Origin of the sequence: Pseudomonas sp. SWI44 (assembly GCF_002947915.1) — a bacterium.
GTDB classification, from domain to species: domain Bacteria; phylum Pseudomonadota; class Gammaproteobacteria; order Pseudomonadales; family Pseudomonadaceae; genus Aquipseudomonas; species Aquipseudomonas taiwanensis.
Window position 1 is genome coordinate 2,246,634 of record NZ_CP026674.1, and the last position, 18,759, is coordinate 2,265,392.

An 18,759-nucleotide genomic window follows, 5' to 3' on the forward strand; every position below is an offset into this window, starting at 1 on the left:
CCCGAATTGTTGATTGTTGAAAAGCGCGCCCGTGGCACGGAGCGTTTGAAATCTCAAACGAATGCTAAGCGGGTGCTGGGGTGTTGGACAATAGGCTGTTCGAAAAAAAGAACGAACGGTTGAACACCCCGTCTGGAATTTCACGGTGCAACCTCCGCCAAGCCGGCCCCTGCAGGTACAGCGTGGTGCCGGACGACTGGGGGAAAAATGGCCACAGATCAAGGCGATGGACGTCCTCGACACAGATGGGTATTATGCGTGCGCGTTGCACTCGTAGCTCAGCTGGATAGAGTACTGCCCTCCGAAGGCAGGGGTCGTGGGTTCGAATCCCGCCGAGTGCGCCATATCAAAAGCCCTGGGATCACTCCCGGGGCTTTTTCGTTCTGGCCGCCTGACAGGCCACTCGCGAATGAGCCCGGCCGAAAACAGGCGCGCCGCGTCATGACGTTTTTCAATCGCCTCCATGCCGTTTCCTGCATTGCCGTGCAAGCCTTCGTACCGGATGCTTTATTTACTCGGACAGATCGCTTTTTCCACCCGCAGAGGCCTGTATGAAGAACGTCGAACAAATCCTCAAGACCAAGTCCCAGCATCAGACCGTCTACACCATCGGCCCTGACGACTCGGTGCTCGACGCCCTGAAGTTGCTGGCAGAAAAGAATGTCGGCGCACTGCCCGTGGTGGAGAACGACAAAGTGGTGGGGATCGTCAGCGAGCGTGACTATGCCCGCAAGCTGGTGCTCAAGGGCCGCTCTTCGGCTGCCACGCCGGTGCGCGACATCATGAGCGCGCCGGTGGTCACGGTGGAGCCCAAGCAGAACCTCGAGTACTGCATGAACCTGATGACCGACCGGCACCTGCGGCACTTGCCCGTGGTCAGCAATGATGAACTGCTGGGCTTGTTGTCGATCGGTGACCTGGTCAAGGAAACCATCGCCGAACAGGCCAACCTGATCAAGCAGCTGGAGCAATACATCCGCGGCGAATGATCGCCTTGGTATTCAATGGTAAGCGCGCTCCAGTTCGTCCAGCTGATGGTCGAAACTGCGCAGGCGCGCCGACCAGGTGTATACCAGCACTTCAAGATCCCGATTCAGCACTGCCGTGTTGCCATGGCCCGTGCTAGACGGCTCGCACAGATCCAGCTGATAACGCTCGCGGGCCATGGCCGTCGCCACGCTGGACAGGTCACGGGCGTTGGCAAGCCAGCGGTGATGATGGTCGTGCACTTCGCGGTCGAGCGCCCGGCATTGGCGCTTGAGCGCATCCAGGCTCTGCTCCAGTGGCGTCCCCTTGAGTTCGCCCATGACCTCTTCGAAGGTACGCCCGGAGTGCCAGTAGCTACCCCAGAAATAGCGGTCGAACACAGTCTCGACACGGCGCAGCGCAACCTTGGTGTTCCAGATGGTCAACAACGTTCGCCCCTGAACCACCTCGCGCTTGTTCAGGTGCAACTGCTGCCAGGCGATCCAGGCCAGTCCCATCAGGGCAACCGCCGCGGTCACCGCCGCGGCGGCATAGAGGAACTGCACCGCCTGGTTCATCTGCTGGGTATGGCGGATGCCGTAGAAATAACCGGCCGTCAGTGTGCCCAGGATCGTCACGGAGCACCAGAAGCCTGGCGCGTAGGGATCTTTCATTGCGCTATCCCCTCTTGTTTTTCCTGAGCATAGCAACGGCCAAATCACTCATCAGGTGCCGCTCGGCGCTTTATTTACGAGGGCGACGTAAGGCCTCGTTCAACTGGTCGAAAGGGACCGCCCAATCGGCATCTTCGATGATGCTGTCCTGCAGGAAAGCCCGCTGGGCGTCGGTCCAGAACGGTGCATCCACCAGTTTTATCTCATTCTTCAAGGGCGAATGGCTGGCGATGAACTGGTCGATGCTCACGGCATCGTCCGGCAGACCCAGTTGCTTGAACAATTCAGCGAATGGATGGATCGGTGCTTCCATGATTCCTCCTCATGCGCCGGGCAGACCGTCCACGACGCCGGCCCGGCATTGGTTTGAGAACATCAGCACAGCTCGCGCACTTCGGCGCTCGGCACGAGCTTGAGGTATTGCTCCATGCTCATGTGGATCAGGTGATCGTGATCGCCTGCTTCGAGGTAGACATCGCCTTGACGGGTGATGTTGGGGTCCAAGAGCATTTTTATAGCGTAGGCATCGCCCACCGCAGGCACGGCGCCTCGCTCGCAATCGACGAAGAGGCTCGGTAGCCCGCTCTCGCGGGTAAGTTGCCAGTCACCGGACATGCGTACCTTGCTCATGTCCAAATGGCGGTTGGCCGGTAGCACCGCCATGATGTAGTTGCCATGACGGTCATCAAGCATCACCGACTTGGCAACCCGTTCCGCGGGTACACCGGCCGTGCGTGCCGATTCCAGGCTCGTGGCGGAGTGTGGATGGGGAATGATGTCGTAATCGCAGTTGGCCTGGTCCAGGCGCTGCTGCAGGGTCTTGGCCATACGCATGATGCACCTCCGGTTCGCCCCCCAAGTCTCTGTCAGGAGCGGCCTTACGTCGCGACGAGCTGAAGATCAGCTTCGAAATACCTTGGTGACGCGGCCCCTAATCTCCAAGTTTAGGCCTTACCCCAACAGGCACGACTAAACTTCATTTACAGAGGTGGACGAGGTGACGACAGGTGATCAGGTGCTGCGTGCGCTGGCTATGTCTGTTACTGATGCTCGGCACCTTCCAGAGCGGCCTTGCCGCGCCCGCTCCAGTCTGGCTGCTGAGCATCGACGATGCCATCGGCCCGGCCAGCGCCGATTACCTGATTCGCAGCCTTGAACAAGCCCATGAGCAAGGCGCGCAGTTGGTGGTCATCCGCATGGATACCCCTGGCGGCCTGGACAGCGCGATGCGCCAGATGATCAAGGCTATTCTCGCGAGCCCTGTCCCTGTGGCCAGTTACGTGGCCCCCAGCGGCGCCCGCGCCGCCAGTGCTGGTACCTACATCCTGTATGCCAGCCATGTGGCAGCCATGGCCCCGGGAACCAACCTTGGCGCCGCAACGCCGGTGCAAATCGGCGCGCCGCCAGGTACCCCCAAGGATGACAAGGCCAAACCCAGTGGTGACGAAGACGCCCTTGCACGCAAGCAGGTCAATGACGCCGCGGCCTACATTCGAGGCCTGGCGCAATTGCGTGGACGCAATGCGACCTGGGCGGAGCAGGCCGTGCGCGAGGCCGTCAGCTTGTCGGCCAGTGAAGCGCTGCGTCTGAAGGTGGTCGACCTGGTCGCCAGTGACCTGCCCGATCTGCTGCGTCAGCTCGATGGCAAGACACTTACGGCTGCTGACCAGCCACGCCCGTTGCAAACCGATGGAGCTCGCGTTGTCGAGCACTTGCCGGACTGGCGCACCCGGCTGCTCGCGGTCATCACCAACCCGAGCGTAGCGCTCATTCTGATCATGATCGGTGTGTACGGCTTGCTGTTCGAGTTCATGAACCCCGGCTCGGGGGTAGGCGGAGTGGTGGGAGGGATATGTCTGCTACTGGCGCTGTATGCCCTGCAGCTGTTACCGGTGAGCTATGCGGGGGTGGCGCTGATCCTGCTCGGCCTTGCGTTCATGATCGCCGAAGCGTTCCTACCCAGTTTCGGCGTGGTCGGTTTTGGCGGCATCGTCGCCTTTGTCGTCGGCGCTGTGATCCTGATGGATACCGACGCCCCTGGCTTCGGCATACCGTTGGCGTTGATCGTCACGCTCGCAGTGGCTTCGGCACTGCTGCTCGGCGGCGTGGTGGGCATGGCCCTCAGGGCGCGACGACGGGCGCTGGTCAGCGGTGATGCCGGCCTGGTCGGCAGCCTGGTGAAGGTTACCCAAGTGATGGCGGACAACCCGTTCTGCGGCTCGGTACAGGCCCAGGGCGAACAATGGCAAGTCCAGTGCAAGACACCGCTGCAAGTCGGCCAGTCCGTCCGGGTGATGGCCCGTCACGGTGTCATGCTGGATGTGAGCGCTGCAGCACCCGGGGCGCAAGGGGAATGATGATGTTCATGCAATTGGGCTTCGGTGCCCTGCTGATGTTGCTGGCGGTTTTGCTGCTCTCGGCGTTTCGCATCCTGCGCGAGTATGAGCGTGGTGTGGTGTTCCAGCTGGGGCGCTTCTGGCAGGTCAAAGGGCCTGGACTGATCCTGTTGATTCCAGTGATACAACAGATGGTCAGGGTCGACTTGCGCACGGTGGTACTCGACGTTCCACCGCAAGACGTGATCACCCGCGACAACGTCTCGGTCAAGGTAAACGCCGTGCTGTACTTCCGCGTACTGGACCCGCAAAAGGCGATCATCCAGGTGGAGGATTTCCTCGTCGCCACCAGCCAGCTGGCCCAGACCACCCTGCGCGCTGTGCTCGGTAAACATGAGCTCGATGAGTTGCTGGCCGAGCGCGAGCAACTCAACTCGGACATTCGCCAAGTGCTGGACGCGCAAACCGATGCCTGGGGCATCAAGGTAGCCAACGTCGAGATCAAGCATGTCGACCTGAACGAGTCGATGGTCCGGGCCATTGCCCGCCAGGCCGAGGCCGAGCGTGAGCGGCGGGCCAAGGTGATCCATGCCGAAGGGGAGTTGCAGGCTTCGGAAAAACTGATGCAGGCCGCGCAGACGCTCAGCAAGGAGCCAGGGGCCATGCAACTGCGCTACATGCAGACCCTGGGGACGATCGCTGGAGACAAGAGCTCGACCATCGTCTTCCCCTTGCCGCTGGACCTGCTCAAGGGGTTGATGGACCGGCAGAAATAGACACGGTCGAGTCGCGGGTCGGTGCAAGGAGATGGGCTGCACGGCAGCCCACGCTCAATCAGAGCGGCGCACGACGCAAGGTGGCCAGGAAAGTCGCCGCGCCGATGAACAACCCGGCAAAGGTGCGGTTCAGGCGCTTCTGTTGCTTAGGCGTACGCAGCAGGCGCAACACCCGCGAAGCCAATCCGGTGTATCCGGCCATCACCAGCATGTCGACGGTGACCATCGTTATGGTGATCGCCACATACTGCGGCAGCAGCGGCGCGTGCGGATTGATGAACTGCGGCAGTACCGCCAGCATGAACACCAGTGCCTTGGGGTTGCTGACGTTCACCAGAAAACCACGGAACACCAGGCTCAGCGGCTTACCGATGGGGCGCACTCCCGACTCGTCGGACATGTCCATCGGCAACGCCTGCCATTGCCGATAGGCCAGGTAGACAAGGTAGAACACGCCAAACCACTTGATGACCTGGAAGGCGGTGGCAGAGGCGGCAAGGATGGCGCCGACACCGGCGGCAATGATGGCGATCTGCATGATCAGGCCCAGTTGCAGGCCCAGGGCATTCCAGTAACCGCGCCAGAAACCGTACTGCAGCCCACTGGACATGGAGGCGATCGCCCCCGCACCCGGCGACAGGCTGATGACCCAGCACGCGGCAAAGAAGCCCAACCACACTTCCATCGACATCACACACCTCGCTCGAACATTTGTTGCAAAACATTAAGCTAAGGTGTTGGCGAAAAAATAACCAGTGCTTTCTGAAGGATTTGTATCGCCGGAACACAACGACACGGCCGCCTCGGACAACTCAGTCCGCCTCGACCGAAGCGTCTTGCTGGAGGGACTGCACCTCGGTTCCCCGCCAGCGACGTACCGACTTTTGGAAGAACTGACTATTGGGTACCTGCACCAGCGCACCACCGGCCTCGGGCATTTCCATCAGCGTGGTGAACAGCAGGTTGATAGCGATCACCCGACCTTTGACGCCAGGTTTGTCGAGGGTATCGACCAGTTCGACCACATCACCGATGCGAAACGGCCCGACGGTGAAGATCAACACCGCACACAGCAGGTTGGACAACACGCTCCACATGGCGAAGAACGCCACCGCAGCGACGGCGACGAAGCCGGACAACGCCGTCCACAACACCGTCGCCGATACCCCCATGCGCTCCAGCACGAAAAGCAGTGCACTGCCCATGATCAGCCAGCGCAGACCACCACGCACAGGCATCAGCAGCTCCGGCGGCAAGGGGTAACGCTGGCCCAGGCGGCTGAGGCCACGGGCCACGATACGCTGAAGGACGAACGCTACGACCAGAATCAGCAGTATCTGCAGCCCAAGCCAGAAGGTATCCATCCATTGCCCCGGCAACAGCGAGCGCAGCTCCTCCATCAGGACAGCGCCTCGAGTTCGGCCTGCATGCTTTCCAGAGTCTCCAGGGCTTCCATCCATGCTTCCTCCAGCTCGCCTTCGCGCTGCTTGAGCTTGCTCTGACGGGCCAGCAGGTCACGCAACTCGTCCTTGCGTGCTGCGTCGTACAGTCCGCCATCGCCCAGCGCGGTCTCAATTTCGGCCAGCTGGCTGTGCACCTGATTGAGCTCGGCCTCGAGCTTCTCGGCCGCACGCTTGTGCGGCGCCAGTTGCTGACGCAGGGCCGCTGCTGCCTGGCGCTGGGCCTTCTTGTCGGTCTTGTCCGGGTTGGCCACCGTGCTGCTGACCGGCGCGCTGCGCTGGCGGTAATCGACCAGCCAGCGGCTGTAGTCGTCCAGATCGCCATCGAAGGTGTCGACCTTGCCATCGGCCACCAGCAGGAAATCGTTGGTGGTGCTCTTGAGCAGGTGACGGTCGTGGGAGACCACTACCACGGCACCGGCGAACTCCTGCAGCGCCATGGTCAGAGCCAGGCGCATTTCCAGGTCGAGGTGGTTGGTCGGTTCGTCGAGCAACAACAGGTTCGGGCGTTCCCAGGCGATCAGGGCCAGGGCCAGGCGCGCCTTCTCGCCACCGGAGAAATTCACCACCGGCTCGTCGACACGGTCGCCATGGAAGTCGAAGCCGCCAAGGAAGTCGCGCAACGTCTGCTCGCGCTCGGTCGGGGCAATCCGCTGCAGGTGAAGCAGCGGGCTGGCCTTGTCGTCGAGGGAGTCGAGTTGGTGCTGGGCGAAGTAGCCGACGGCCAGGTTTTCGCCGCGCACCAGGCGCCCGCCCAATGGCTGCAACTCACCGGCGAGGTTCTTGATCAAGGTCGACTTACCGGCACCGTTAGGGCCGAGCAGACCGATGCGGGCACCCGGCGCCAGTTGCAGCTTGACCTTTTCCAGGATCGCCTTGTCGCCGTAGCCCAGACGCCCTTCGGACAGGTCCAGCAACGGACTGGAGATTTTCTCCGACTCGCGGAAGACGAAGTCGAACGGCGAATCGACATGTGCCGCCGACAGCTCTTCCATGCGCTCCAGGGCCTTGATCCGGCTCTGCGCCTGGCGAGCCTTGGTGGCCTGGGCCTTGAAACGAGCGATGTACTTCTCCATGTGCGCACGCTGGGCCTGTTGCTTCTCATAGGCCTGCTGCTGCTGCGCCAGGCGTTCGGCACGGGTGCGCTCGAAAGCCGTGTAGCCGCCCTTGTACAGGTTGAGCTTGCGCTGCTCGACATGCAGAACGTGATCGACCACGGCGTCGAGGAAATCGCGGTCATGGGAAATCAGCAATAGTGTGCCGGGGTAACCTTTGAGCCAGTCCTCCAGCCACAGGATCGCATCGAGGTCCAGGTGGTTGGTCGGTTCGTCGAGCAGCAACAGGTCGGATGGGCACATCAGTGCCTGGGCCAGGTTGAGGCGCATCCGCCAGCCACCAGAGAAATCACCTACGCGGCGGTCCATCTGCTCGTTGGTGAACCCCAGGCCGGCAAGCAGCTTGCGCGCACGGGCATCGGCGGTATAGCCGTCGGCGCTGTCCAGCTCACTGTGCAGGCGCGCCAGCGCGGTGCCGTCGTGGGCAGCCTCGGCGGCGGCGAGTTCAGCCTGGACCTTGCGCAGGCGGACATCGCCATCGAGCACATAGTCCACGGCAACCCGGTCGAGGGTATCGACCTCCTGGCGCATGTGGGCTATGCGCCAGTCGCCCGGCAGCTGGCAGTCACCGGCATCGGGCGATAGCTCACCGCGCAGCAGGGCGAACAGGCTGGATTTTCCGGCACCGTTGGCGCCGATCAGGCCGGCCTTGTGACCGGCGTGCAGGGTCATCTCGGCGCCTTCTAGCAAGCGCTGCGGACCACGCTGTAAAGTGAGGTTGGATAGTCTGATCATGATGGTCGCGGAGTCTACCAGCTTCCTCGGCCCGTAGCGTGAGTGGAATCATGTACACCGACCTATGGAATCACGCCCTCGCTTTGTACGCCCGGCCTGGTGTGGAACAGGCCTGCCTGGCACTGCAAGCGTCAGGGGCCGATGTCTGCCTGTTGCTGTGTGGCACCTGGCTGCAAATACGTGGAGTGGCAGCCAGTCGCGCGCGCGTGGGTGCCTTGCGTGAATTGGCCGCCCCCTGGCAACGCGAGGTAGTGGCCCCACTGCGCCACCTTCGCCAGCAATGGCGTGAAGCGGCGACGAGCGACCCGCAGTTGCTGGCGCTGCGCGAACAGGTCAAGGGGCTGGAACTGCAGGCAGAGAAGGCGCTGCTCGAACGCTTGCAGCAGCGTTCGCAACAATGGCCCGCGGACGCTGGTGAGCGTACGGAGGATTGGCTGGCCCTGCTCGTGCCGGACCAGGCCCGAAGCCACGACGCGCTGGTTCGATTGCGCGTCGCGGCCGCAGGGACTCAGGACGCCGAGGACGGCGCCTGAACAGCAGTACTCACAGGTGCCGGCGATGGGGCGGGAGCGGCCGAATTGGTCGCGGGTGCGGGTGAGGCCGGCTTGGCTTCAGGTGCCTGGCTGACGGCTGGCTTGGCTGGCGCCTTGGCAGCAGTTGGCTTGGCGGTAGCAGCTTTGACGGGAGCTTTGGCAGCGGCTGGCTTGGCAGCAGTGGCTTTGGCTGGAGCCTTGGTAGCCGCCGGCTTGGCAGCAGTTGCCTTGGCGGGGGCTTTCGCAGCAGCTGGCTTGGTAGCAGTCGCCTTGGCTGGAGCTTTCGCAGCAGCTGGCTTGGCAGCAGCAGTCTTGGCTGGGGCTTTCGCAGCAGCTGGCTTGGCAGCAGCAGCCTTGGCGGGGGCTTTCGCAGCGGCGGGCTTGGCAGCAGCAGCCTTGGCGGGGGCTTTCGCAGCGGCGGGCTTGGCAGCAGCAGCCTTGGCGGGGGCTTTCGCAGCGGCGGGCTTGGCAGCAGCAGTCCTGGCTGGGGCTTTCGCAGCGGCGGGCTTGGCGGCAGCTGTCTTGGCTGGAGCTTTCGAAGCAGTTGGCTTGGCGGCAGCAGTCTTGGCTGGAGCTTTCGCAGCAGCTGGCTTGGCGGCAGCAGTCCTGGCTGGGGTTTTCGCAGCAGCCGCTTTGGCAGGAGATTTGGCAGCGGCTGGTTTAGCGGCAGCCTTCGCCGGCGCCTTGGCAACCGCAGGCTTGGCTTTAGTGGCCACTGCACGCTGGTCGAGCGCCTTGCTCACGGCTTCACGAACCTTGCCAACACCCTGGGCCAGTTTCAGGCTTTCCTGAGCATCGCGCTTGAGTTGTTGGATATAAGTACGTGTCTGCGATTGACGGTCTTTGAGCGAATCGAGCAACTCTTCAAGTTCGCCAATGGCTTTGTGCGCTTTGCTCTGGGCCTTGGCTTTGCCTGCCTTGGCCGCGTCCTGCAACTTCAGGCGACCGTTATGCAGTTTTTCCTGGGCCTTTACGCGTTGTTTTTCCAACTTGGCCAGCAGTTTCTCAGCATCCGCCAGCGCTTGGGAGCAGGCGTCTTCCAAATGTTCGAGCAGGCTGCCCGAAAGTTGCTGGAGCAGGTGCAACGGCGTACTGACTGGCTTCTTCTTAGCCGACATGGTTTACCTCCTGGCTGACGAGATTGCGGCTCATACTATGCTTCTGCTGCTACCGCCGCTAGGGCATGTTGACAGTATCGATGGCGCCGCGTTGCATGCCTGGGCAAAGTTGTTATCTTGCAGCTCCGTGCAAGTGTAGTTGCTTAATAAATCGTTGCTGATATTTACACATCCATCGACAACAGGGCTGGCATACTTCCCCGCTCATTGGAGCAGGAGTTGAGCATGTCTCGTCATCTTTTATTCGGCCTTTGCCTTCTGGCCACCGCTGCCCTGGCCAACCCTGACACCCCTCCTGCCAACGACCAGGATCTCGCCTACAGCCTTGGCGCCAGCCTGGGTGAGCGCTTGCGCCAGGAAATGCCCGGGTTGCAGCTGGATGCCCTGATCGAAGGCCTGCGCCAGTCCTATCAAGGCCAGCCGCTGAAGCTCGACAAAGCGCGGATGCAGGCCATCCTCCAGCAGCATGAAGAACAGGCAGGCAGCGCCGTCGAGCAGGCTGAAGCGGACAAACTGCAGGCAGTGGAAACGCGCTTCATGGCCAACGAACGGGCACGCGCTGGCGTGCACGAGTTGCCAGAAGGCGTGCTCTACAGTGAATTGCAAAGCGGTACAGGCGCTCAACCCAAGGCCGGGGGCAAGGTACAGGTGCGTTACGTAGGCCGATTGCCGGATGGCTCTGTGTTCGACCAGAACCAGCAGCCGCAATGGTTCAGCCTGGACTCGGTGATCGAAGGCTGGCAGGTGGCATTACCGCACATGAAGACAGGTGCGAAATGGCGCTTGGTGATCCCTTCGGCAAAAGCTTACGGTGCCGAGGGCGCAGGTGATCTGATTGCGCCCTACACACCACTGGTGTTCGAAATCGAGTTGCTGTCGGTGGCCAACTGATCCACGCCATCAGGCCTGGACAACATCCTCTTGGCTGTGCGCGTTATGCAGCACTTCGATCAGGCAGTCTTCGAGTTCGAAGCGCTCGTGCAACAGGCTGCCCAGCTTGCCCAGTTTCTCGGCAAAGCGCTCGGTGTCCTTGCACTCGCCCTTTTCGCAGTGGTCGTTGAAGGCGATGGCGATCTGAGTGATGTCGTTGATCCGCGGGTTGATTTCTTCGGCGAGCTTCAGCGCTTTCTCATCACCGAAGGCCTTCGCCTCGCTGACCAGTTGCTCACACACTTCGAAGTGCCACGCCGAAACGTAATCGACCAGGATCGCGCAGAAATCGCGGTTCTTGTCCTTGTCGGCAAAAGCTGGCTTGACGTCCCGCAAATTGCGGAAAGCCTGCACCAGGTCCTGGCGCTCTTTCAGCCAGCGGTCGATCAGCTTGTGAACCCCACCCCAGCGTTCCTGAGCGTTCTGACAACTATCGAGCATGGCGTTCTCATCCCTTCTGGGTAGATGCCGCTGCACCTCGCACCACGACCGTGCAGCACAAAGGTGACATCAGCAGGACGGCATCGAGCAGTTGTGTTTTCGGTATGCGTGCTGGGAGATTATTCCCGCGCGTGCTGAGCTTCAAGGTACGCAGCGGACAAAGTTCATACAAGTGTTTAATACCCTTTCTCAGCACCATTGGTCGCGCTGCAGGGTCGGCCTTGCTCTGGATCAAGCTTTGCTCAGTGTGCGGAAACGATACGCCAGCAGGCAGCTCAAGGGCAGCGCCGCCAGGAGCAGGAAGGCCAAGAGGCTCCATTCTGGCAGCGTCAGCTCGAGAAAACTCCAAGTCAGCGAGTTGCAGTCAGGGCCTCCCAGCAGCAACTGCCGTGCAGCCTCGCTCCAGGACCGCTCCAGCACCTGCAGGAACGGCAGCGGGCAACCGTGCACCGTCTCATCACCTTGCAACCAGACATGCCGCCCGGCGAGCAAGGCCCCGCTGCCAGCGAAAGCGAGCATCGCCCGTGAGTAGCGAAGCTGCCCCGATGGCCCAGGGAAATGCAACACCGCGCAGAGGCCCGCGAGCGAATAGAGGCCAAGCAGCAGACGCTGGCTGAAGCACAGCGGGCAAGGAACCAGCCCAAGCGCGTGCTCCAGATGGAAAGACGCCAGCAGCACGGCCAACGATGCAAGGCATGCAGGAACGAAATAGGTGCGCAAACGGGCCGGCAGCATGGGCAGTGAGAGTCCCAGGGTCAGTGACATGGCCTGAAACGGTAGAGGAAACGCGCGCTTTGTTTCAAGGCGCTACAGGCGTGACAAGTCGCTGAATAGCAGAGAATTTTCCAGTCGTGCAGTAGGAAAACTCCGAAGAAATGGACTGCAGAACCAGCTTACAGAAGAAGATAAGTTACCCGGCCCGTGAACCCGCGCCTTGGCGCGGGTCCATGGGTCGGTCAAGCGCGAACGCTCTCCGGCAGCGGCAAGGCCAAGAGGCGCTCGTCCAACAGACCCAAGCCTTCCTGGAACAGCTGATTGCTGCGCTCGGTTTCACCCAGGCCTGCCAATAGACGGGCCAGTTCAGCACAGGCTTCAGGGTTGCGCTCCATCCGCAGGCTGCTCTCCAGGTAATCGCGCGCCTTGCCCCAGAGGCGGTTCTGCAAGCTCAGGCGCCCCAATGTCAGCAACAAGCTTGGGTCTTGTGGATGGGCCTTGAGCCAGCCCTCGGCAGTTTGCAGCTGCCGCGCGGGGTCATCGCCACGTACCAGCCCGTAGAGGCGGGCCAGGTGGCTTTCGTATTCGCGCTTCAGAGCGTTGCGCAGCACCTGCTCGGCTTCACCCTGGGCGCCCACCTGCCGCAGTTGCTCGGCGTAGGCCAGCACCAACTGCGGCTCCTGACGCTGTGCCGAGGTCAGTTGCTGCCAGGCCCGTTCCAGTGACTGGCGCGCGCTGCCTGGATCTTCACCGCGGGTCGCTGCCAGGCTCAGGTTCTGGCCCCAGGCGCGTTGCTCCAGCGCGGCGAGTTCATCGGCGGGCAGCACCTTGCCCTTGCGCAACTCAGGCAGCAGACGGATCAGCGCCGACCAGTCGCCACGCTCGAGATACAGGCGTTGCAGCAAACGCAGCACCTGGCCGTTGTGCGGGTGGCGCTCGTGCATCGCCAGCAGGGTTTCCAGGGCGCCATCACTGTCGCCACGGTCCATCTGCAGCTGGGCATGGGTCAAGGCCACCGCCAACTCAGCCTGGGGCTGACGCTCAAGAGCGCGCTCCAGCAGGTTGTCGCTGTCTTCCGTACGCCCAAGCTCGTTGGCGGCGCGGGCAGCGCCGAGGTAGTACAGCAAAGGCTGGCGCTCGGCCTCGGCGGCTCGATGCAGGTGACGCTGCGCACTGGCCCAGCGTCCCTCGGCGAGGTCGAGTTGACCCTGTTCGACCGCCAGGCGGATACGCCGACTACGATTGCGCCGCGACCATGGGTTGACTACACCGGAAGACGTCAGCACCAGGCCAACCAGGTAACGCAGCAACCACAGCAGCGCAACGATCACGAGCAATGCTGCCAAAGCCGCCCAGAGCCCCGATTGATAGCGGAAGCTGCCGTAGGAGATCAGCACATAGCCGCTGTGCTTGGCGACAGCAATGCCCAGCGCTGCTGCGACCACGATGGCCAGCACCGCCAGCAAGTAGACGCGCTTCATGGTTTGCCCCCTTCAGCCTCGGCGGGCAGATGGCGGCGCTGGATGTAGGCCTGCACGGCAGCAAGGCTTTCACTCAGGTCAGGGGTAACGACCGAGACCGGCTGTGCGGCCAGTTCATTGAGGCTTTCGAGCATCGCCTTGCTTTGTGGGTTGTCGGCATTGAAGTTGGCCAGCAGCACGCTGCGAGCATCGTCCAGAGCCTGGTCGTACACCTTGGCCTCGCCGTTGAGCGCCGCCCATTGGGCCTGCTCGATGGTCAGGCTCAGGGCCAGGCGAAGCTGGTTGAGCGACTGCCCGGCCAGCAAGGGCCGCACATTTTCATCGGCGTTGAAGTCGATCTGGAAATACTTGGATATCTCTGCCCACCACTGCGACCAGCGACTGGCGCCATCGCCGTCGGAGGTCAAGGCGCCCAGCGCATCGGCGTTGCTATCGAATTCTGGGGACTGGGCACTGAGCTGCTGCACCAGTTCACGTTGGGCGGCAAGCTTGAGGAATAGCCCGGTGCGGTCCGGCTGCTGGGTGCTGTTGAGCGTCGCGAGGCTGCGTGCCAGTTGCTCGCGAGCCGCGAAGGCACCCGGGTCGCTCTGCTCGCGGAGGATTTCGTCGGCCCCTTCGACCAGGGCCTTGGCGCTGGTGATGTCCTGCAACGCCGACAGACGCAGGGTAGCCAGACGCAGCAGGTGCTCGGCCTCGGCCAGGCGCCATTCCTTGCGGCTCTCACCGAGCACGGTCTCCAGACGCTGACTCAGGCGCTGCTGATCACTTTGCAGCTGGGCCACCAGACGACGGCGGTCTTCCAACTCGCTGGCTGCCGGCAGGCTGGCCAGCTGCGCGCTGATCTGCTGCTCGCGCTGCTGCAATGCCTCGGCGCGCAAGGTCAGTGCCTCCAGGTGCTGTCCCTGGCCTTGCTCGCTGCCTTGCAGCTGCCGCACTTGCCAGACACCCCAGCCGCCCACTGCCACACCGGCCGCACCCAGCAGCAGAGCAAGCAGGGCCAGGCCATTACCGGAACGTTTGGTGGGTGTCGTGCTGACAGGATCCGCCGGCGCCTGTGCCGACGGTTGATCATTGTTGGACAAGACAGTTTCGCTCACGTATCCATCCTTTGCATGGGGGCGCATCGCTCTGAGCTTAGCGCCTTAAGAGGCAGGTGCAGCGCTGCGCTGCACGGCTGCCAGCAAGGCCGCGGCACTGGCGCCACGGCAATCCACAACCTGTTGAGCCCCAGCGGCCCTGGCCTGCTCGGCGACTCGGGGGCTTGGCACGAACAGCGGCAGTTGCGCGAGCTTGGCCCAGTCGGCGCCCGCCATTTGCCGCAGATGTTCAAGACCTTGCCCACTGCTGACCATCAGCCCATTGAGGCGTTCCGCTTCGATGCGACGCAGCAACGTGCCCGCCGGATACTCTGGCAGGCATCGACGATACAGTTCCAGATAATCGACACTAGCACCTTGCTCTCCAAGACGCTCGCAGAGCAGTTCGCGACCTCCCTTGCCACGAACGATCAGAACCCGCGGCGCAGACGCCTCGATGGCTTCACGCAATTCAGGGAGCGCCAACAAGGCCTCGCTGTCATCGCCCCGTGGCGGGCAAGTCACGTACGCCCCCGCCTCGCGCAGCACCTGAGCGGTCGCCTCGCCTACCGTGAACCAGCCGCGCTCCGGGAGGGGCAAGCCGACCTCCGCCAACCGTTCGAGCAGCAACCGGGCCGCCGGCTTGCTGACCACGATGATTGCCTGGTAACGGTGCAGATCGGCCAGCAACTGACGTCGACCGTCATCCAGCGCAACTGGCTCGATCGCTAGCAACGGCAGACAACTGCTGGCTATTCCTGCGGCAAGCAGGCTCTGCGCCAGTGCCGCGCAGTCCTCTTCGGGCCGGGTCAGCAACAGGCGCCAGGGGCTCACGGGTGACCCGCCTCGCCGTAGACTTCCTTGAGAATTGCCTCGGCACCCTGGCCCAGCAGGTCTTCAGCCACCCGAACACCGAGCGTCTCGGCCTGGGAGCGGGGAGCACGGGCATCGGCCACCAGCAAGGTACCTCCGCTTGGCTGGCCGACCAGCCCGCGCAGCCACAACTGCTCTCCTTCGAGCACCGCGTAGCAGGCAATGGGCACCTGGCAACCGCCATTGAGTCGCTTGTTCAGGGCCCGCTCGGCCACCACGCGGTCAGCGGTGTCGACGTGGTGTAGCGGTGCCAGCAGAGCATGAATCTCGCTGTCGGCGCTGCGGCATTCGATGCCAACCGCGCCCTGGCCGCCTGCCGGCAGGCTGTCATCGACGCTGATGGTCGAGGTGATACGGTCTTCGAAGCCCAGGCGAATCAGACCCGCCGCGGCGAGGATGATCGCGTCGTACTCACCGGCGTCGAGCTTGGCCAGGCGAGTATTGACGTTGCCACGCAGGAAACGGATCTGAAGGTCAGGACGACGCGCCAGCAATTGCGCCTGACGGCGCAGACTCGAGGTGCCGACGATGCTGCCGGCCGGCAGTGCCTCCAGGCTGGCGAAGGTATTGGAAACGAAGGCATCGCGCGGGTCTTCACGCTCGCAGATGCAATAAAGGCCCAGGCCCTCGGGGAAATCCATCGGTACATCCTTCATGGAATGCACGGCGATGTCGGCCTCGTTGTCCAGCAAGGCGGTTTCCAGCTCCTTGACGAACAGGCCCTTGCCGCCGATTTTCGCCAAAGGCGCGTCGAGCAGCTTGTCGCCCCGGCTGACCATGGGCACCAGCGTAACCAGCAGACCTGGATGGGCCTGCTCCAGACGGGCTTTGACGTATTCGGCCTGCCACAGGGCCAAGGCACTTTTACGGGTGGCAATGCGGATTTCGCGAGTGGACATGGAACGCCCCGAACCAGAGAAATGCCGCCGATGATAACAGCTCCGCCGGCTTCGCTAGCAGATGCGGGTCAATCGCTCGTCTGGCGCGGCCTGTTGCGGGGCTATCGTCGGCAAGCCGGCTTGGGCGTGGTCGCAGCCGACTTGCCGACGAGACGCGCTTAGAGCGTCTGCATCATCTTGCGCACGCCAGCGACATGGCGGCGGCTGACTGTCAGGGCATCGCCTTCCAGCCCCTTGAGAAACAGCTGGAAGTGCCCTAGCGGCGTGCGTTGCAAGCGCTCGATACGCTCGCGGGCGACCAGCGCATTGCGGTGAATGCGTACGAACCGCTCGCCGAATTCGTCCTCGAGTGCCTTGAGGGGCTCGTCGAGCAGCACCTCGCCTGCTTCATGACGCAAGGTGACGTACTTGTGGTCGGCAATGAAGTAGATGACCTGGGGTAAAGGGATCAGCTCGATGCCCTTGCGGGTTCGCGCACTGATATGGCTGCGCGGGCCGCCCCCTTCGCTGCCCGGTCGGGTAAGCGCTGCCAACTGGGCGCGGTTGGGCTTTTCGGCCTTGCGCAGCGCCTCGCGCAGCGCCTGGGGCTGAATCGGTTTGGTCACATGGCTGAGCGCGCTGCCCTTGAACGCCTCGCTACCGTATTCATCGTCGCCGGTGCTGAACACCACCGACGGCGGAGCCTCGCGCTCGCACAGGCGGGCGGCCACCTGCAAGCCGTCAAGGCCTGGCATGCCGATGTCCAGCAGGACCACGTCGGGCTTGAGGCTTTCGATCAGGGCCAAGGCCTCCTCGCCGTTGGTGGCGCTGGGCTCCAGCACGGTGTAACCCTCCAGTTCGCCAAGCAGCCGTGTTAGGCGTTCGCGGGCCTGGGGTTCGTCATCAACGATCAGGACATTCATAATTGCGCTGGATTCCTGAGTGAGTCTCGCACAGGTATAGCGTAGACAGGTATGGTTCGAGCGACACTGCGGTCACGCTCTAGACCGGTGCGATGGCCAAAGATTCACTAGGCCGGCATATTCGTTGCCAGTCCTTTGTCCAACTGTAGACGGTCCGTGGAACACTGCCGTTCAATCGTCAAATATCGCTGGCCTCCCCGCCTGCGGGTATTTTCTCGATATTTCTCTCGACCGGCGTCCTACGGCGGCCAGCCCAACCCTGTTATCATCGGCGCCACTTTTTTCGTTCACGCCTTCAATGAGTGAATCCATGAGCACCGACAAGACCAATCAGTCCTGGGGCGGCCGCTTCAGTGAGCCCGTCGACGCCTTCGTCGCCCGTTTCACCGCCTCGGTCGATTTCGACAAGCGCCTGTACCGCCACGACATCATGGGTTCGATCGCCCACGCCACCATGCTGGCGCAGGTCGGCGTCCTCACCGATGCCGAGCGCGATGCCATCGTCGATGGCCTGAAAACCATCCAGGCTGAAATCGAGGCCGGCAACTTCGACTGGCGCGTCGACCTGGAAGACGTGCACATGAACATCGAAGCTCGCCTGACCGATCGTATTGGCATCACCGGCAAGAAGCTGCACACCGGCCGTAGCCGCAACGACCAGGTCGCCACCGACATTCGCCTGTGGCTGCGCGACGAGATCGACCTGATCCTGGCCGAGATCACCCGCCTGCAGCAGGGCCTGCTGGAGCAGGCCGAGCGCGAAGCCGAAACCATCATGCCCGGCTTCACTCACCTGCAGACGGCCCAGCCCGTTACCTTCGGCCACCACCTGCTGGCCTGGTTCGAAATGCTCAGCCGCGACTACGAGCGTCTGGTCGACTGCCGCAAGCGCACCAACCGCATGCCCCTGGGCAGCGCGGCGCTGGCCGGCACCACCTACCCGATCGACCGCGAACTGACCTGCAAGCTGCTGGGCTTCGAGGCCGTGGCCGGCAACTCGCTGGACGGCGTCTCGGACCGCGACTTCGCCATTGAGTTCTGCGCCGCCGCCAGCCTGGCCATGATGCACCTGTCGCGCTTCTCCGAGGAGCTGGTGCTATGGACCAGCGCCCAGTTCCAGTTCATCGACCTGCCCGATCGTTTCTGCACCGGCAGCTCGATCATGCCGCAGAAGAAGAACCCGGACGTGCCGGAACTGGTGCGCGGCAAGAGCGGCCGTGTGTTCGGCGCCCTGACCGGCCTGCTGACCCTGATGAAAGGCCAGCCGCTGGCCTACAACAAGGACAACCAGGAAGACAAAGAGCCGCTGTTCGACGCTGCCGACACCCTGCGCGACTCGCTGCGTGCCTTCGCCGACATGATCCCGGCCATCAAGCCACGCCATGCCATCATGCGCGAGGCGGCGCTGCGCGGCTTCTCCACCGCGACCGACCTGGCGGACTACCTGGTACGCCGCGGCTTGCCGTTCCGTGATTGCCACGAAATCGTGGGCCATGCCGTGAAGTACGGCGTCGACACTGGCAAGGACCTGGCCGAGATGAGCCTGGACGAACTGCGCCAGTTCAGCGACCAGATCGAACAGGACGTGTTCGCCGTGTTGACCCTGGAAGGGTCGGTGAATGCCCGTAACCACATTGGCGGCACCGCACCTGCCCAGGTGCGTGCTGCGGTGGCGCGCGGCAAGGCCCTGCTGGCTTCGCGCTAAGGCACTCGATCGCCGGCAAGCCGGC

20 protein-coding genes and 1 tRNA gene are annotated in these 18,759 nt (G+C 62.8%); 7 read left to right on the forward strand and 14 right to left on the reverse strand.

Annotation, left to right across the window (positions count from 1 at the left end; genetic code table 11):
• Positions 1–267: 267 nt before the first annotated feature.
• Positions 268–344 (forward strand) — tRNA-Arg (locus C4Q26_RS10580).
• 207 nt (positions 345–551) lie between these two features.
• Positions 552–989 carry a CBS domain-containing protein gene (locus C4Q26_RS10585; protein ID WP_023378140.1) on the forward strand — a complete coding sequence of 146 codons (438 nt, stop codon included), beginning with the start codon at positions 552–554 and terminating at the stop codon, positions 987–989.
• A 12-nt stretch (positions 990–1,001) separates the two neighbouring features.
• On the opposite strand, the gene C4Q26_RS10590 is transcribed toward C4Q26_RS10585, so the two are convergent.
• The 3 genes from C4Q26_RS10590 to C4Q26_RS10600 all read right to left on the reverse strand — a co-directional run bounded on the left by C4Q26_RS10590 (position 1,002) and on the right by C4Q26_RS10600 (position 2,474).
• The gene (locus C4Q26_RS10590) at positions 1,002–1,640 is read right to left on the reverse strand and encodes a hypothetical protein (RefSeq protein WP_023378139.1); all 639 of its coding nucleotides are present in this window, start codon (positions 1,638–1,640) and stop codon (positions 1,002–1,004) included.
• A gap of 70 nt (positions 1,641–1,710) precedes the next feature.
• A complete protein-coding gene (locus C4Q26_RS10595) occupies positions 1,711–1,953 on the reverse strand; it encodes a DUF2789 domain-containing protein (RefSeq protein WP_023378138.1) in 243 nt (80 codons plus the stop codon).
• A gap of 62 nt (positions 1,954–2,015) precedes the next feature.
• The gene (locus tag C4Q26_RS10600) at positions 2,016–2,474 is read right to left on the reverse strand and encodes an aminoacyl-tRNA deacylase (protein ID WP_023378137.1); all 459 of its coding nucleotides are present in this window, start codon (positions 2,472–2,474) and stop codon (positions 2,016–2,018) included.
• 173 nt (positions 2,475–2,647) lie between these two features.
• Here C4Q26_RS10600 and C4Q26_RS10605 point away from each other — a divergent pair, with 173 nt between their 5' ends.
• Both C4Q26_RS10605 and C4Q26_RS10610 read left to right on the forward strand, forming a co-directional pair.
• Positions 2,648–3,997, forward strand: coding sequence for a nodulation protein NfeD (locus C4Q26_RS10605; protein ID WP_027907886.1), 1,350 nt, complete (start codon positions 2,648–2,650; stop codon positions 3,995–3,997).
• 2 nt (positions 3,998–3,999) lie between these two features.
• On the forward strand, positions 4,000–4,752 hold the full coding sequence (locus tag C4Q26_RS10610; protein ID WP_104883069.1) for a slipin family protein: 753 nt from the start codon (positions 4,000–4,002) through the stop codon (positions 4,750–4,752).
• Between the two features lie 58 nt (positions 4,753–4,810).
• On the opposite strand, the gene C4Q26_RS10615 is transcribed toward C4Q26_RS10610, so the two are convergent.
• From C4Q26_RS10615 to C4Q26_RS10625, 3 genes are all read right to left on the reverse strand, one after another.
• Entirely contained in the window at positions 4,811–5,443 is a 633-nt protein-coding gene (locus C4Q26_RS10615; protein ID WP_023378134.1) for a LysE family transporter, read from the reverse strand.
• Between the two features lie 121 nt (positions 5,444–5,564).
• The gene (locus C4Q26_RS10620; protein ID WP_023378133.1) at positions 5,565–6,152 is read right to left on the reverse strand and encodes a mechanosensitive ion channel family protein; all 588 of its coding nucleotides are present in this window, start codon (positions 6,150–6,152) and stop codon (positions 5,565–5,567) included.
• Positions 6,152–8,062: an ATP-binding cassette domain-containing protein gene (locus C4Q26_RS10625; RefSeq protein WP_104883070.1), complete on the reverse strand. Its 1,911-nt coding sequence runs from the start codon at positions 8,060–8,062 to the stop codon at positions 6,152–6,154. The genes C4Q26_RS10620 and C4Q26_RS10625 overlap by 1 nt, the downstream gene beginning before the upstream one ends.
• A gap of 50 nt (positions 8,063–8,112) precedes the next feature.
• On the opposite strand from C4Q26_RS10625, the gene C4Q26_RS10630 reads away from it, so the two are divergent.
• Entirely contained in the window at positions 8,113–8,595 is a 483-nt protein-coding gene (locus C4Q26_RS10630) for a TIGR02444 family protein (protein WP_023378131.1), read from the forward strand.
• Here C4Q26_RS10630 and C4Q26_RS10635 read toward each other — a convergent pair.
• Positions 8,571–9,713 carry an AlgP family protein gene (locus C4Q26_RS10635; protein ID WP_027907885.1) on the reverse strand — a complete coding sequence of 381 codons (1,143 nt, stop codon included), beginning with the start codon at positions 9,711–9,713 and terminating at the stop codon, positions 8,571–8,573. The genes C4Q26_RS10630 and C4Q26_RS10635 overlap by 25 nt on opposite strands.
• Positions 9,714–9,938: 225 nt before the next feature.
• On the opposite strand from C4Q26_RS10635, the gene C4Q26_RS10640 reads away from it, so the two are divergent.
• Positions 9,939–10,604 (forward strand): FKBP-type peptidyl-prolyl cis-trans isomerase, encoded by a 666-nt coding sequence (locus C4Q26_RS10640; protein WP_023378129.1) that lies wholly within the window; start codon positions 9,939–9,941, stop codon positions 10,602–10,604.
• A gap of 9 nt (positions 10,605–10,613) precedes the next feature.
• Here the strand turns inward: C4Q26_RS10640 and C4Q26_RS10645 are convergent, their stop codons facing one another.
• The 7 genes from C4Q26_RS10645 to C4Q26_RS10670 form a co-directional block, all read right to left on the reverse strand.
• Complete coding sequence (locus C4Q26_RS10645; protein ID WP_023378128.1) at positions 10,614–11,084, reverse strand: Rsd/AlgQ family anti-sigma factor; 471 nt, start codon at positions 11,082–11,084, stop codon at positions 10,614–10,616.
• A 231-nt stretch (positions 11,085–11,315) separates the two neighbouring features.
• Positions 11,316–11,819, reverse strand: coding sequence for a disulfide bond formation protein B (locus C4Q26_RS10650; protein WP_023378127.1), 504 nt, complete (start codon positions 11,817–11,819; stop codon positions 11,316–11,318).
• Between the two features lie 221 nt (positions 11,820–12,040).
• Positions 12,041–13,279, reverse strand: coding sequence for a heme biosynthesis protein HemY (locus C4Q26_RS10655; RefSeq protein ID WP_023378126.1), 1,239 nt, complete (start codon positions 13,277–13,279; stop codon positions 12,041–12,043).
• Positions 13,276–14,376 (reverse strand): uroporphyrinogen-III C-methyltransferase, encoded by a 1,101-nt coding sequence (locus C4Q26_RS28295; protein WP_023378125.1) that lies wholly within the window; start codon positions 14,374–14,376, stop codon positions 13,276–13,278. Before C4Q26_RS28295 ends, C4Q26_RS10655 begins: the two co-directional genes overlap by 4 nt.
• A 45-nt stretch (positions 14,377–14,421) precedes the next feature.
• Entirely contained in the window at positions 14,422–15,189 is a 768-nt protein-coding gene (locus tag C4Q26_RS28300) for a uroporphyrinogen-III synthase (protein WP_023378124.1), read from the reverse strand.
• Positions 15,186–16,127, reverse strand: coding sequence for a hydroxymethylbilane synthase (hemC, locus tag C4Q26_RS10665; protein ID WP_023378123.1), 942 nt, complete (start codon positions 16,125–16,127; stop codon positions 15,186–15,188). The genes C4Q26_RS28300 and hemC overlap by 4 nt, the downstream gene beginning before the upstream one ends.
• A 158-nt stretch (positions 16,128–16,285) precedes the next feature.
• Positions 16,286–17,029 (reverse strand): LytTR family DNA-binding domain-containing protein, encoded by a 744-nt coding sequence (locus tag C4Q26_RS10670; protein WP_023378122.1) that lies wholly within the window; start codon positions 17,027–17,029, stop codon positions 16,286–16,288.
• Between the two features lie 310 nt (positions 17,030–17,339).
• Between C4Q26_RS10670 and argH the strand changes: the two genes are divergently transcribed.
• Complete coding sequence (gene argH, locus C4Q26_RS10675) at positions 17,340–18,734, forward strand: argininosuccinate lyase (protein ID WP_023378121.1); 1,395 nt, start codon at positions 17,340–17,342, stop codon at positions 18,732–18,734.
• Positions 18,735–18,759 lie beyond the last annotated feature (25 nt).